This is a genomic window from Bordetella tumulicola, assembly GCF_965138755.1.
GTDB classification, from domain to species: domain Bacteria; phylum Pseudomonadota; class Gammaproteobacteria; order Burkholderiales; family Burkholderiaceae_B; genus Bordetella_A; species Bordetella_A tumulicola.
Genome location: NZ_CBCSFP010000004.1, coordinates 38,387 through 52,084, shown reverse-complemented (window position 1 = coordinate 52,084; position 13,698 = coordinate 38,387). Strand labels below are relative to the sequence as shown.

The window sequence follows — 13,698 nt, the reverse complement described above, 5'->3', positions numbered from 1 at the left end:
GATGAGAATCCTCGGTCGGTGCTGACTTACAAAATTTGGCTCAGAAACTGCTTTGCGCGCGGATGCGTGGGGGCGCTGAAAAAGGTCTCTGGATCGGCTTGCTCGACGATGCGGCCGGCATCCATGAATACCACGCGATCGGCGACAGTGCGGGCGAAATTCATTTCGTGCGTGACACAAATCATGGTCATCCCCTCGCGCGCCAAATCCGTCATCACGTCCAGCACTTCCTTGATCATTTCAGGGTCGAGCGCCGAGGTAGGCTCATCGAACAACATGACCTTGGGGTTCATGCATAGGGCGCGCGCAATGGCCACGCGCTGCTGCTGTCCTCCGGAGAGTTGGCCGGGATACTTGTCTTGCTGCTCGGGGATACGCACCCGCTTCAGATAATGCCGTGCGACCTCTTGGGTCTCGTCGCGCGTCATGCCGCGCGCCTTGCGCAACGCAAGCATGCAGTTTTCGAGCACGGTCAGATGCGGGAACAGATTAAAGTGCTGAAAGACCATGCCGATATCGCGCCGTATCAAGTGCATATTCGGCGTGGATTGACTGACCCGCTGGCCGTTGACTTCGATGATGCCGCCCTGATGCGTCTCTAGCTGATTCACGCAACGGATCAACGTGGACTTGCCGGAGCCCGATGGGCCGCAAATAACGATGCGCTCATTAGTTTGCACCGTGAGATCCACGTCATACAGGACCTGAAAGTTGCCATACCATTTCTGCAGACCCTCGATCTGCACGGCCGGTGAGTTCAAAACGGAATCCATAGTGTTTTTGTCTTTGCCGGGCTAATTAACGCTGATGCGCAACCTGGAGCCGATGCTCAAGCTTGCGTACGATCAGATTGATACCCAGCGCCAGGATCAGAAAGATAATGCCCACGGCGACCATAGGTTCCGCATAACGGAAGGAGTTTGCGCCGACTTCCATCGCCAGACCCAGCATTTCCGGGACCGCGATCACGGCCAGATAAGGCGTGGCCTTCAGCGCTGAGACAAAGTAGTTGCCCATCGGGGCGGCAACATTGCGCAGCATCTGCGGCAAGATCACCGACACAATCACGTCTGAACGACGCAATCCCAATGCCTTACCCGCCTCGAACTGGCCCGCATCGATACTGTCGATGCCGCCCTTAAAGACCTCGGCCAGATAGCCGCTGTAATAGATCGATAGTCCCAGCACACCCGACAGGGTTGCGGGCAACGTCAACCCGTAGACCGGCAGGACGAAGTAAATGAAATACAACTGCACCAGCACCGGCGTCGAACGGATTACATCAATGATGAAACGCATCACGTAACCCACCCAGCGGTTACTGCGTCGCAAAATCTCCAGCACGAACCCCAACACGGCGGCGCCGATCGACGCGGCCACGGTGATCCAGAGCGTCGTGCCCAGTCCCGCCAAAATCATGGGGACGACGGAGATCGCAAATTCGGGATCAAATCTCACGGCTACCTCGACCCTGGATTTTCACCCGACGCTCCAGATAGCGGCCAAAGAGCGTGGCGGGGTAGCACACGATCAAGTAGGCCAGCATCAGCGACGTGTAGACACCAACGGGGTTGTACTGCAGCTCGGCAATCTGTTTGGCGCGAAACGTCATATCCGTCAGCGTAATCAGCGAGACGATGGCCGTCCCTTTGACCAGTTGAATGAACTGGTTGACGAAAGTGGGCATCATGGCGGATATGGCCTGCGGCAATTCGATCAGGCATAGGATGTGCAAACGATGCAATCCCAGGGCGCGGCCCGCTTCAACCTGACCACGATCCAACGATTGCAGCGCGGCACGCACCGCCTGGCTGCCATAACCGCCGATATTCAGGCCCAGCGCCATGGCCCCCACGGTCATGCTCGACAATCGCACGCCGAAATCGGGCAGCGCGTAATACAGCACGAACAGCAGGATGAGGACGGGCGAACTGCGCCAGAACTCGATCAAGCAGGTCACGGCGAACCGCGTCACGCCATGCGTAAAGTGCTGCAATACGCCCGTGATCAAAGCAAAGGGCACCGCCCAGAGCATGCCATATAGCGTGACCAGCGCGGTGACGCGGAACCCTTCGAAAATGCCCGCAAGAATGTCGAACCCTTCCATGGCCACGCTTCTCGTTTACGGTTAATACTTACCGGCGCACACTTTCTCGGTAGTCACCGCGTCGTCAACCTTGTCATCGTCGGTGAATCCATATGTATCGCGCAGTTTGTCGACGACGCCTTCAGCTTTCAGCGCTTTTAATTGTTCGTTATAGGCGTCGCGCAACGAGGTATCGTCTGTACGAAATGCAATGGCCGTGTACATCATGGCCGGCACGCCGTCGCGAACCAGACCCGTGAACGGCTTCGCGCGTTCCACTCCCTGCAACTTGGGATCGTCCAGCAGCCCGACGACGCTGGGCGCGGACAACGTGACGGCATCGACGCGATCGGCCAGCAACGCGGACAGCATGGCCTGGACATCGCCCAGATAAGTCATCTGCGATGTCGGCACACCCGCGTCGATGGCGTTCTTGGAGTTAAGCGTGCCTCGTCCACCGCTCAGGCGTATCTTGGGATTGGCCACGATGTCGGCATAGCTGTGGATTTTCAGCGGATTGCCCTTCTTGACGATCAAGCTATCGCCAACGGCAAGATCGGGCTCGCTGAAGATGATGACCTTGCAGCGCTCGGGGGTAATGGCGATCCCCGAAGCAACCATATCAAAACGTCCCGCGTTAAGGCCGGGAATCAACGCACCGAACTCGGTGATCACGAAATCCACTTGCTTGACGCCCAGGCGCTCGAACGCGGCACGGATCAAGTCAGGGTGAAATCCTGTCGCTGCGCCATCTTCTGCGCGAAAGCCCCAAGGCTGACGGTTGTGAATGCCGATGGTGACTTTTTTATTTTCCAGGATGGTGTCTTTTGTGTCTGCATGGGCGGCGGGTAGCGCGCCCAGCAAGACAGTCGTCATGGCCGCGGCAGCGGCACTTTTGAACAAGTTGGTGAGCATAATTTTTCCTCTTGATATGTCATTTTTTTTCCGCGAAGTGCCCTTCACGGCCCTGCTCGATACCGGTCAGCCTCGCTGGGCACCATAGGCTGACAAAGCAGCCTGAAGCTCAGCCAGCAACAACTCGGGATCCTCTACGCCTATCGCCAACCGGATCAGCGGCTGATCGGTAGCGGGAAATTGGCGACTGCTTTGCAGTTCGGCGGGGTAGAACGCCGCCAGACTATGAACGCCGCCCCAGCTGGCACCGATAGAAAACCGCTGCAGCACGTTGAAGAACGCGCGGTAAGCATCAGCATCGCCAGGGAGCAACTGCACCGAGAACAGGCAACCTTTGCTGCGGATATCACGCTGCCACAAGGCATGGCCGGGATCCGACGGCAGGGGCGGATACCACACGCGCTCGACCAACGGCTGACGCTCCAGCCAGGTCGCAATGCGCAACGTTGACTCCCCTTGTGCCGCCAAACGCAGCGGGAAGGTTTCCAGGCCGCGCAGCACCAGAAAACAATCATCGGGGCTGACCTGCTGGCCCAGCGTGCCCTGTGCCTCTCGCAAAACAGCGTAGTGTTCGGAATCGTTCGTCGTGACGCTGCCCATCAGCACGTCGGAGTGTCCGCTGAAGAACTTCGTCGCCGCCTCGACACTGAAATCCACGCCATGATCCAGCGGCCGAAAGCCCAGCGGGCTCGCCCACGTGTTGTCCATCATGGTCAGGACACCGCGACGCTGCGCCACGGCGGCGATCGCGGGGACGTCACTCATTTCCATGGTCACCGTGCCCGGTGACTCAAGACAAATCATGCGCGTATTGGGCCGGATCAAGCGCTCGATCTCGTCGGCCGATGCAACCGGCAAGTAGTACTCTACCTCCACGCCCAGTCTGGTCAGCCACTGGTTCGCCAACGACACCAGTGATCCGTAACTGGCCGCCGACAGCAAGACATGATCACCAGTGCGCACGTACGCCATGACCACCATCATCAAGGCCGCGGCCCCAGACGGCGCGATGACGCAATGCGCGCCGTTCTCCAGCGCGGCAATACGACTCTCGAGCAGACGAGCCGTAGGCGTACCCGTCACGCCGTAGCTATAGCCATCCGGCTGGCGATGTCTGCGTTCGGAAAAATCGTCCAGCGAGTCGAAAACCACCGTCGAACCGCGCCAAACCGCGGGAGACAAACTGGCGAAGGGCTGGTCAGGACCGGTGGTGTTGTCAGGAGTTGCCATCAGCAATAGACCGCGCGGGCGGTGTTGTGAGTTGTGTAATGGCTCAGTTTGGGCGCTAGCTACTATTATTTCAACAATTACTATTACTCATTCTAAAAGCGGTACTTATAGATATGGAAATGCGCGATATCCAGATTTTCCGCGCCGTCATGCGAGCGGGGACGACGAGCAAGGCGGCGCTAGTGCTGGAAATTTCCCAGCCGGCGGTCAGTCAGGCCATCAGACGGCTGGAGACCGACGCCGACCTGCGCCTCTTTGATCGGGTGCGTAATCGCCTGGTGCCAACACAAGAGGCCGATGCATTATTGATAGAGGTGGACCGCTGCTTTGCGGGATTCGAGCAGATCGAGCATCGGATTCGTAGCTTGAAATCCTTTGGCGTCGGCCGCATGGCCATCGGATCGCTGCCCGCGTTGGGCGTGGGATTCATGCCGCGCGCCATTGCCGCTTTTTCGCCGACCTCGCGCCGCATACAGATGTCGTTTCAGATCATGAGCTCGCGCGAAGTGCTGCAGCAGGTCAGCGCGGGACAACTGGATTTCGGACTGATGGCCGATGAAATCACCATCGTTGGCCTGGAGCATTCGCCCTTTATCGAAATCCCCGGTGTGATCGCGATGCGTCCCGACCATCCTTTGGCCAAGCACAAAATCATAGAGCTAGAGGATCTCGTCGATCAGGATTTCATCGCGCTCAACCCCGAAGACGCCAGCCGCCGACGCCTGGAGGCCGCATTGACCGCCCGAGGATTGAATTTGCGTCCGGTGCTGGAAACACCATATGCCTTTTCCGTATGCGAATTGATATTGCAGGGGATGGGAATCGGCCTGATTCACCCGATGACGGCCGTCGACTATCTACCGCGCGGATTGATCATCAAGCGGCTGGCCGTCGATACGACGTTCCGCTCACTACTCGTGTTTCGGCCGGGTAAGCCGCTATCGAGTAATGCCCGTGACCTGCTCAGCCTGATGCGTATTCAGGCCGAACACGATCTGCAGCGCATTCAGGCTGCGCTGCGATAGCGTTTGGACTTTTGTGATCTGGCCTTCTTGGCAATGTCAGCGGTCCCTGAACACGAACCGCAGCGAAGAACGCACAGAGAAAGATGGGCAGATACAAAACAACGCCAACCCCGAAGGATTGGCGTTATCTTGATTCTGGTGGTGGGCCCTGCGAGACTCGAACTCGCGACCAACGGATTAAAAGTCCGCTGCTCTACCGACTGAGCTAAAGGCCCGACCGAAGCGCGAAATTATGACCTATTTTGACCGTTCCGTCAAACGAAGGGCGGAAAAATGCTCAATTACCAGGCGGCAACCACGGCCCCTTTGAACTTCTCGGCGATGAAGGCCTTGACTGCCGGGCTTTGGTAGATGCTGACCAGTTTCAGCAGATCCGGGCGGGCCTTGTCTTGTTCACGCACGACCAGCACGTTGGCGTAGGGCGACTCGGATGATTCGCGCACGATGGCGTCCTTGTTGGGATCCAGGCCGGCTTCCATGGCAAAGTTGGTGTTCACGGCGGAGGCGTCAGTGTCATCAAGCGAGCGCGGCAGTTGTGCCGCGTCAAGCTCGACGAAACGCAAGTTGCGCGGATTTTCCACCACGTCGATCGGGGTGGCCTTCAGGCCGACGCTGGGGTCCAGCTTGATCAGCCCCTGTTCTTGCAGCAACAGCAGCGCCCGACCACCATTGGTGGGATCGTTGGGGATGCCGATCTGCGCGCCTTCTTTCAGGTCCTTCAGGTCTTTGACTTTCTTGCTGTAGATGCCAATGGGAAAAATCACGGTTTTGGCGATACTGACCAGCTTGTAGCCACGATCGGCGTTGGCCGAGTCCAGGTAAGGCTGATGCTGGTAGCCGTTCATGTCCAGGTCGCCTGCGGCCAGGGCGGCGTTGGGCTGAACGTAGTCGCTGAACTCAATGACTTTGAGTTCAAGACCTTGCTTGGCGGCCTCTTGCTTGACCACGTCGAAGATCTGCGCGTGCGGGCCCGCGGTGACGCCGATCTTGAGCGGCTTGTCTTGCGCGAGTGCGGGCTGGGTCACAACGGCAGCGCCCAATGCCAGGGCGGCCAATGATTTGAGGAATTTGATGCTCATGATGTAGCTTCCGAATAGGAAAATTAGCGATGCGACATGCGACGTACGAGCCAGTCGCCTAGGCCTTGTACAAACTGCACGAGGACGACCAGCACAACCACGACGGCCAGCATGACTTCGGGCTGGAATCGTTGATAACCGTAGCGGATGCCCACGTCACCCAAGCCGCCGCCGCCAATGGCGCCGGCCATGGCGGAGTACCCAATCAGGCTGATGATGGTCACGATGGTGGCGGCGATGAGGCCGGGCAGCGACTCAGGTAACAGGACTTTGACGATGATCTGCAGCGGGCTCGCGCCCATCGCGCGCGCGGCGGTCAGCAGTCCGGTGTCAACTTCGCGCATGGCGTTTTCGGCGATGCGCGCCATGAATGGAATGGCCGCTACCGAGAGCGGGACGATGGCGGCAGTGGTACCAATCGACGTTTGAGCGATAAAGCGCGTGAACGGAATGATGGCCACCATCAGAATGATGAAGGGCACCGAGCGGGTGATGTTGACGATGGCGCCCAACACACGGTTGACGGTCAGGTTTTGCAGCATCGCGCCGCGCGCCGTCACGACCAGGATCACGCCTAGCGGAATGCCGATGACGACGGCGATCAGGCTGGGAACGCCCACGAGCAGCAGCGTTTCCAGCAGGGATGTAAAGAGCAGGTCAATCAGTTGCTGGCTCATGATGCGATGTCTTCTACTGAAATGTCTAATGCAGCCAGGGCGGCCTGGGCCTGGCTGACTGCCGTCGGCGTCCCTTGCACCAGTACAAACAAGGTACCGACAGCGACCCCCTGGATGTCTTCGACGCGGGCCTGCACCAAGCTGACGTCCAGCGCATGCTGACGCGTCAGATCGGATAACACGGTGCCGGCCGTGGCGCCACCGGCCAGTTTCATACGCCACAGCCGCGCGGCGGTGCCGGGCTTGGCGGCCGTCAATTCGGCAATACGCTGTTGAGTGGCGGCCAAGGTGGCATCGGTCAGGTCCGATGCCGTCGCCGCGGACACCATGGCGCGCGTGACCTCGTGACGAGGTGTGGCGAAGATGTCTTGGGTACGGCCGGATTCGACGACTTCGCCGTGCGACAGCACGGCCACGCGATCGCAAATTTCGCGTACCACTTCCATTTGGTGCGTGATCATCACGACGGTCACGCCCGTTTTTTGGTTGATGTCACGCAGTAACGCCAAAATCGTGTGCGTCGTTTCCGGGTCGAGCGCCGACGTCGCTTCGTCGCTCAACAATACGTCGGGATCGTTCGCCAAGGCGCGGGCAATCCCCACGCGCTGCTTTTGCCCACCGCTGATCTGGCTGGGATACCGGTCACGCAGAAGCTCCAGACCCACGAGCGCCAGCAAACGCTCGACTTTCGCAGGAATCTGGTCGCTCGGCACGCCGGCGATTTCCAGCGGCAGCGCAACGTTGCCATACACCGTACGGCGCGCCAGCAAATTAAAGCCTTGAAAGATCATGCCGATGCGACGGCGCTGTTGACGCAATTCGGTTTCAGCGAGGACGGTAAGCTCGGTGCCGCCTATCGTGATCTTGCCGCTGTCGGGACGCTCGAGCAGATTGATGCACTGGACCAGCGTGCTTTTACCCGCCCCGCTGGGGCCGATGATGCCAAAGACCTCGCCCGGCTCAATGTGCAGGCTGATGTCGCGCAATGCGTCAAAGCGCCCGTGCGGCGTGGCGTAGGTCTTCGATAGAGTTTCGATGTGAATCATGGCGTTGCGATTGTCTAGGATCGCGTTTCTAAAGAGAACGACAGTTTCGTCTCTTTTTAATAACTATTAGTTATATAAGTGGATGGCCCAACAGGCCCCCACCTCTATCACTCAAGAAGTGAAACCCTGTTGGACCGAAAGACGGAACGCCCACGCTTTATGGGGACAGCGTGGGCGCCCGGAGAGGCTATCGGGCGCGCGAAATGCGGACCTCGGCCCCGCGACGCTTGACCTCCAACCCCTCTGCGGGCAGGATACGCAAGCCTTCGAGGCCCTTGATATAGCTGGACCCCTGCATTTGCATGACGCGAATCTTGTTGCGCATGACCACCGGGTTGTGCACCGGCATGCCGAACATCCAGACCTCGTCCAGGATGCGGGCGGAGTTGAATTCGCCAGCATGCTGGGCAATCGGCCCCAGGCACAGCATGTGCCCTTCGCGACCGAAAACAGGGTATTTGTCGGTGCCCCACTCCACAGCCAGCGTGGTGCCGCCCTCGTAACGATAGCCGGTGTTCAAATCCCACCAGGCATCGCCCTTGGGCAAATACACGGTCACGCTGTTTCCGGGCTTCATCACCGGGGCCACCAGCAGCGCAGGCCCCAGCAAGTATTGCAGATCCCAGTCATGCGCATCCGGATCGTTCGGAAAGCTCAGCGCCATGGAGCGCTGTACCGGCAGGCCGGTACGCGCAGAGTCTTCGATCGCACCCAGCACATACGGAATCAGGCGGTAACGCCATTGCAACCAAGTGCGGGCCTGCTCGAGCGCCGCGTCGCCAAATGCCCACGGCAGCAGAGCAGACGTGCCTTGGAAGCAGAAGTTGGCCGAGAACACCCCCACCGTCAACCAGCGCAGGTAGAGCTCGGCGTTCATGCTGTCCAGAGGCGCCGTAGCGCAGCCGATGTTGTGCACTTGCACCGGCACGCCACTGGCGCCGATCGACAGGGCTGTGCGCAATGTGTGCTCCAGTCCGGTCCAATCATTGGTGACTTGCGGGCCAAGCTGCCACGGCAGACGCTGCGCCGCCGGGAACAGATCGGTACTGGGCACGACGCCTTCGGGTGGGACTTTATGCCCCGCCACCGCATCAAACAATGCCCGGCGCGCCAACAGCGGGTACATGAACCGCAAGGTGGCGCCGCTATCGCCGTTACGCGCGTTGACGTCATCGGGGATGGCGATCTGCGCGTCACAGACAGGCGCGTCGAGACCGTCTTCGAGCAATTGGCGATGCCGTTCGATCCACAGGTTATAGACGTCGCGATAGGTCAGATCCAGCAAACCATAGGGCCGGCCAGCAGTGGCGGCGTTGCCGTCAAAAACCTGTGCGCTACCGTCGTCGCGCGTCAGCAGCCAACCGCGATCTTCGAGTTCCTCGAACAAAGGGCTGGACTGAATGACGCCCGGGAACCCGGTCGCGGCGACATGGACATTGTGCTTGTGAAACAGCGCCAACATCTGCTTGGCATCGGGAAACCGCTGGGCATCCCATTCGAATACGGCCTTGTCCGCCTGAAACCCCCACGCGGACGGCGTAGCGAACTTCACCGCATCCAGCGGCAACTGCAGCTCGCGCATGCGGGCGACCAACGCCGCCGTATCGGTGGCCATCTCGCCTTCGGCTTGTTGTAGCCAGGCACCCATGGCCCATAACACGGGCTGGCCAGCGCGACCCGTCAGCGCCGTGTATTGATTCAGGATTTCGGCGGGCTCGCCCGCGAAAAAGAACACATCCAGGACGGTGTCTTCGACGCTGAGCGTGTAGGCGGAATCCGTGGGCGCGACACCCAGATCGTGATGTGCGCGACGCATCGTATTGACATAGAGCCCCCAGCCGCGCGGGCTCCAGGCCAATGGCAGCGCACGATGGGCAGGATCGTCAGACACGATGGATTCTTCGCGGCGATTCAAATCGCCGTCGGTCTCGCCCAGACCATAGAGGCGTTCGCCCTCCTCTAGCGCGAACGCGGCACTCCAGACGGCGTTATCCGCCTCATCCAGCGCGTTGTAGCCAAACGCAGGCTCATGCTCTGACACATCAGAGGCAAACACCTGCGTCTCGCCACGATACAGCGCAATACGCACGGGATCGGTCTGGATATCAATCGACGTGTCGCCTTGGGCGATACGCCACCCCTGGCCACCGTCATGCGGCGTGACGATGCATTCGCCCACCGCTTCCTGGCGGGCTAACAGCATTTCCGCAACGGCGCGTACGCGCGCGCTGGGCTTCTCTTCATTAAGGACATTCACCTGGCCGCAGCGCAGGCGAAAGACACCAGGCGCATGCGCCTCGACTACCAGGCGCAGCCCGTCGCCCGCATCGAAATCGATGCGGCTGGAACGTGACGAGAGCAACTCGAGATTATCGAGTTGGGTAGTATGGGCAAAGTCGAACTTGGGCGGCACAGAGCATCCCCCGGCTTAAGCCAAAAAATCGGTAAAGATGCTATTTTGACGGATTTAGCCGGGGAAATAAAATCGCGCCTTTTTTAAGGCCAAAAAGACGGGCCAAAATCGCCCGAAAAACAAGCCGTTGGTGCGGTAGCGATGACTCACTTTACGCCCCATGCGGTGCTTTTGATCGGGGTATTAAAGGCATCAGGCATCGAACGACGGCCATCATGGTGCTAACGCGGCGCGATGGCGGCCAACAGATCTGCCTCTAATGGCACGGGCTCGCCACACAACGCGGCGGCGATCAAATCTCCGCTCAGCGCCGACCAACTCAACCCTCGCGAGGCATAACCGGCCGCAATCCAGACTCCCGGCGCATGCGCCAACGGACCTATCGCGGGCAGCCGCCCCGGCAACACGGCACGCCACCCCGCCCAGCCCGGCAGTTGACCGGACGTGAGCGACGCCCAGGCCGACGGCAGCCCCCCTAAGAGCCCGGCGACCTTGTCCAAAATGGTCTGTTGACCCGCGGCGCTGATTTCGGACGTCGTGGCGCCATGTTCGTAGGTACTGCCTGCCACGCACCATCCGCCGACCGCCGGCAACAGATATCCCTCGCCCCCGACGATGCAACGCGGCCCGCCGCTGGCCCTATCGCTCGGTAACAAGCTGACTTGCCCCGCCAGTGCGTGCATTTGCGCCAGGCGCGGCAGGGGGTCCAACAAGCCACTTTGACGTAACAACGCCTGCGCCCCAAACGCGTTGGCGACGACCACCGTCGCGGATTGGGCCAACACGCGACCGTCGGGTCCGCTGACCTGCCAACCCAATGCGCTGCGGGTTAAGGCCGTCGCCTGACCCGTGACTCGGCGCACGCCGGGGGTGCTCAATAACGCGGGAATCAACGCGGCGGGCCGCAGCAGCATGCCCTGGCTAAAAAACAGGCCGCCCCGTGCGACTGGCACGCCAGCCAACGACGAGGCCTCGTCGCGATCGACGGCCCTGACCCACTCGGTCGGGAACTGCAGTTGCCGGAGGGTTTCATCCAGTGCGGCCATGCGGCCTTCGTCCCGCTCGAGCTGCACCGTGCCACAACGGTGCGGCGACGCGGCTGACGTGAGGTTAGCCCAGCGCACTTGCGCGCGCTGGCTGCCGGCTCTCGACAATCGCGCACGCGGATTGTCGTCACGAGCAATGACGGGTGTCAGTGCCGCCGCCACATGACCGGCATGCGCCATCTCGCCCGTCACGCCGGCCGGATCAATCACCACGGCCGACCGGCCTCGCAAAGCCAGGGCCTGGGCAATCCCCGCCCCCGCAAGGCCACCACCGATCACAACGACCTCGTCGCTACTGGCACCGTCCGCCTCGCGTGCGGACGCCCAGGCCGCTCCCCATGGCGATGCAAGCGACGTTTGCGGCGCCCGCACCCCAACGGTCATGTGCCACTTGCCCCCGTAGCCGGGCTGCTTGCTGACGTGAAATCCGGCTTCGCTCAACGCATGACGCACCGCACCCGCACTGGCCCAGGTCGCCAGCGTGGCATCGGGTGCCGCCAGGCGCGCCAGATCGCGCATCAATGCAGGCTGCCACAGGTCAGGGTTGCGATCAGGCGCAAAGCCGTCCAGAAAATACGCATCGACGCACGCGCGCAATTGCGGCACGACGGCCGCGGCTCGCCCGAAAGCCAGCGTCAACGTCACCGCGCCGTCATCGAACTCGATTCGATGCAGGCCCGGCAAACACGTGGGCCATTGAGAGGCCAGTTCATCCGCCAATGCCCGCAGCGGTTCGGGCGCCAATTGGCGCAACCAATGTGTCAAGGCGTCGCGCGAAAACGGATGCGCCTCGATAGAGAGCATGTGTAGTCGCGCGGAACGCGCTGGGTCACTACGCCAGGCGTGCCACAGCGCGAGGAAATTCAGCCCCAGCCCAAAACCCGTTTCGCATACGGTAAAACCGCGCCGACCTCGCCACCGTCGCGGCAGTCCGTTGCCACGCAAAAATACGTGTTCCGCCTGCCCAAGCGCGCCAGAAATCGAATGATAAACATCACCATACGAGGCATTACTGAAGTGACCATTGGCATTCAGACCAACGTCAGGAGCGATAAGTGGTGAGTAAGACATAAACCAAAATACTGGCCATCTACGCCTGAATTTTGCGCGGATTAGGCGGATTTACACGATGATGCGCATCGCGACACGGCGCACAGCATACTCAAAGCGACAAAGTCATGACGTTGGCTGAAAGCCACGCCCACTGGCGCGATTTAGTCACAATCCGTAGAACCGTCGCCTCAAAGGCTTACACTGGCCTCATGTTGAAGACCGAACGTACCACGACGAACGCGCCTGCGGCGCTGGACTTGGGCGCTGCAATTGATGCCGCCGCTTCGGCGGCTCATACAGGCGCCGCGATTCTGCAATCGTACGCCCATCATCGCAGCGACCTGGTCATTGACCGCAAGGCCCACAACGACCTGGTCTCGCAAGCCGATCGCGAAGCCGAAGCCGCAATACTCGACGTCTTGCGTGCCCGAACCCCCGAGTTCGGCATCGTCGCCGAAGAAACGGGCGGCACGCCCGGCGGTCCGGCCACCTGGTATATCGACCCCCTGGACGGCACTACCAACTTTTTGCACGGCATTCCTCACTATGCCGTATCGATCGCACTGGTTGCCCATGCGGGCACCCGGGTGCCCGGCGCAGACCCTCTACAAGAAGACACACCCGTCATCGGTGTCGTGTATGACCCCTGCCGCGAAGAGTTATTTACGGCGGTGCACGGCATTGGCGCATGGTTGAATGGTCGTCGCATCAGTTGCTCGCGCACGCAGTCGCTTAATGATGCCGTGTTGGCCACGGGCTTTCCGTATCGCGATTTTTCGTTCGCCGAGCAGTACATGCCCATGCTGAGAGACGCCATCTGCACCACCCGCGGTGTGCGGCGCATGGGTGCCGCGGCGCTGGATCTGGCCTGGACCGCCTGCGGCCGCTATGACGGCTATTGGGAAATGGGCCTGGCATCCTGGGACGTGGCTGCGGGCACGTTGATCGTGCGCGAGGCCGGCGGGGTCTGTCACGATATGCATCAACATGACCCCTGGCCCGTGGGCGGACGCGTCGTGGCCGGCAACCCGGCCATCGTCGACGCCCTGCACGAGATGGTTGCGCCGCATCTGCACAAAGAGTGATTTCGGCATGACGGCGGGCGGCAGGCGTCGCGGATTCGCGACG

General features: G+C 60.5%; 11 protein-coding genes, 1 tRNA gene and 1 pseudogene. 2 read left to right on the top strand and 11 right to left on the bottom strand.

What is annotated here, in order from left to right; translation table 11 throughout:
* Positions 1–26: 26 nt before the first annotated feature.
* The 5 genes from ACNAZS_RS12745 to metC form a co-directional block, all read right to left on the bottom strand.
* Positions 27–773: an amino acid ABC transporter ATP-binding protein gene (locus ACNAZS_RS12745; RefSeq protein ID WP_415789751.1), complete on the bottom strand. Its 747-nt coding sequence runs from the start codon at positions 771–773 to the stop codon at positions 27–29.
* A 25-nt stretch (positions 774–798) separates the two neighbouring features.
* On the bottom strand, positions 799–1,458 hold the full coding sequence (gene ehuD, locus ACNAZS_RS12740; RefSeq protein ID WP_415789749.1) for an ectoine/hydroxyectoine ABC transporter permease subunit EhuD: 660 nt from the start codon (positions 1,456–1,458) through the stop codon (positions 799–801).
* Complete coding sequence (locus ACNAZS_RS12735) at positions 1,448–2,107, bottom strand: amino acid ABC transporter permease (protein WP_415789747.1); 660 nt, start codon at positions 2,105–2,107, stop codon at positions 1,448–1,450. Before ACNAZS_RS12735 ends, ehuD begins: the two co-directional genes overlap by 11 nt.
* Positions 2,108–2,128: 21 nt before the next feature.
* Positions 2,129–3,001 (bottom strand): ectoine/hydroxyectoine ABC transporter substrate-binding protein EhuB, encoded by an 873-nt coding sequence (gene ehuB, locus ACNAZS_RS12730; RefSeq protein ID WP_415789745.1) that lies wholly within the window; start codon positions 2,999–3,001, stop codon positions 2,129–2,131.
* Positions 3,002–3,067: 66 nt separating this feature from the next.
* Positions 3,068–4,231 (bottom strand): cystathionine beta-lyase, encoded by a 1,164-nt coding sequence (gene metC / locus ACNAZS_RS12725; protein ID WP_415789743.1) that lies wholly within the window; start codon positions 4,229–4,231, stop codon positions 3,068–3,070.
* A gap of 113 nt (positions 4,232–4,344) precedes the next feature.
* On the opposite strand from metC, the gene ACNAZS_RS12720 reads away from it, so the two are divergent.
* Positions 4,345–5,256, top strand: coding sequence for a LysR substrate-binding domain-containing protein (locus ACNAZS_RS12720; protein ID WP_415789741.1), 912 nt, complete (start codon positions 4,345–4,347; stop codon positions 5,254–5,256).
* Positions 5,257–5,395: 139 nt separating this feature from the next.
* Here the strand turns inward: ACNAZS_RS12720 and ACNAZS_RS12715 are convergent.
* The 6 genes and pseudogenes from ACNAZS_RS12715 to mnmC all read right to left on the bottom strand — a co-directional run bounded on the left by ACNAZS_RS12715 (position 5,396) and on the right by mnmC (position 12,588).
* Positions 5,396–5,471: transfer RNA gene (locus tag ACNAZS_RS12715), tRNA-Lys, on the bottom strand.
* Between the two features lie 66 nt (positions 5,472–5,537).
* Positions 5,538–6,335, bottom strand: a complete 798-nt coding sequence (locus ACNAZS_RS12710; protein ID WP_415789739.1) for a MetQ/NlpA family ABC transporter substrate-binding protein — start codon at positions 6,333–6,335, stop codon at positions 5,538–5,540.
* Between the two features lie 23 nt (positions 6,336–6,358).
* Positions 6,359–7,012 (bottom strand): methionine ABC transporter permease, encoded by a 654-nt coding sequence (locus tag ACNAZS_RS12705; RefSeq protein WP_415789737.1) that lies wholly within the window; start codon positions 7,010–7,012, stop codon positions 6,359–6,361.
* A pseudogene (locus tag ACNAZS_RS12700) lies at positions 6,993–8,058 on the bottom strand (methionine ABC transporter ATP-binding protein). The gene ACNAZS_RS12705 and the pseudogene ACNAZS_RS12700 overlap by 20 nt, the downstream one beginning before the upstream one ends.
* A gap of 187 nt (positions 8,059–8,245) precedes the next feature.
* Positions 8,246–10,471, bottom strand: coding sequence for a glycoside hydrolase family 31 protein (locus tag ACNAZS_RS12695; RefSeq protein ID WP_415789735.1), 2,226 nt, complete (start codon positions 10,469–10,471; stop codon positions 8,246–8,248).
* A 221-nt stretch (positions 10,472–10,692) separates the two neighbouring features.
* A complete protein-coding gene (gene mnmC / locus ACNAZS_RS12690) occupies positions 10,693–12,588 on the bottom strand; it encodes a bifunctional tRNA (5-methylaminomethyl-2-thiouridine)(34)-methyltransferase MnmC2/FAD-dependent 5-carboxymethylaminomethyl-2-thiouridine(34) oxidoreductase MnmC1 (RefSeq protein ID WP_415789733.1) in 1,896 nt (631 codons plus the stop codon).
* Positions 12,589–12,779: 191 nt separating this feature from the next.
* Here mnmC and ACNAZS_RS12685 point away from each other — a divergent pair, with 191 nt between their 5' ends.
* A complete protein-coding gene (locus tag ACNAZS_RS12685) occupies positions 12,780–13,655 on the top strand; it encodes an inositol monophosphatase family protein (protein ID WP_415789731.1) in 876 nt (291 codons plus the stop codon).
* Positions 13,656–13,698: the final 43 nt, after the last annotated feature.

Bases quoted from the DNA above. Each gene is read 5' to 3' on its own strand.
- ACNAZS_RS12735 (WP_415789747.1), bottom strand. From the start codon at position 2,107: ATGGAAGGGTTCGACATTCTTGCGGGCATTTTCGAAGGGTTCCGCGTC.
- metC (WP_415789743.1), bottom strand. From the start codon at position 4,231: ATGGCAACTCCTGACAACACCACCGGTCCTGACCAGCCCTTCGCCAGT.
- ehuB (WP_415789745.1), bottom strand. From the start codon at position 3,001: ATGCTCACCAACTTGTTCAAAAGTGCCGCTGCCGCGGCCATGACGACT.
- ACNAZS_RS12720 (WP_415789741.1), top strand. From the start codon at position 4,345: ATGGAAATGCGCGATATCCAGATTTTCCGCGCCGTCATGCGAGCGGGG.
- mnmC (WP_415789733.1), bottom strand. From the start codon at position 12,588: ATGTCTTACTCACCACTTATCGCTCCTGACGTTGGTCTGAATGCCAAT.
- ACNAZS_RS12705 (WP_415789737.1), bottom strand. From the start codon at position 7,012: ATGAGCCAGCAACTGATTGACCTGCTCTTTACATCCCTGCTGGAAACG.
- ACNAZS_RS12685 (WP_415789731.1), top strand. From the start codon at position 12,780: ATGTTGAAGACCGAACGTACCACGACGAACGCGCCTGCGGCGCTGGAC.
- ACNAZS_RS12745 (WP_415789751.1), bottom strand. From the start codon at position 773: ATGGATTCCGTTTTGAACTCACCGGCCGTGCAGATCGAGGGTCTGCAG.
- ACNAZS_RS12710 (WP_415789739.1), bottom strand. From the start codon at position 6,335: ATGAGCATCAAATTCCTCAAATCATTGGCCGCCCTGGCATTGGGCGCT.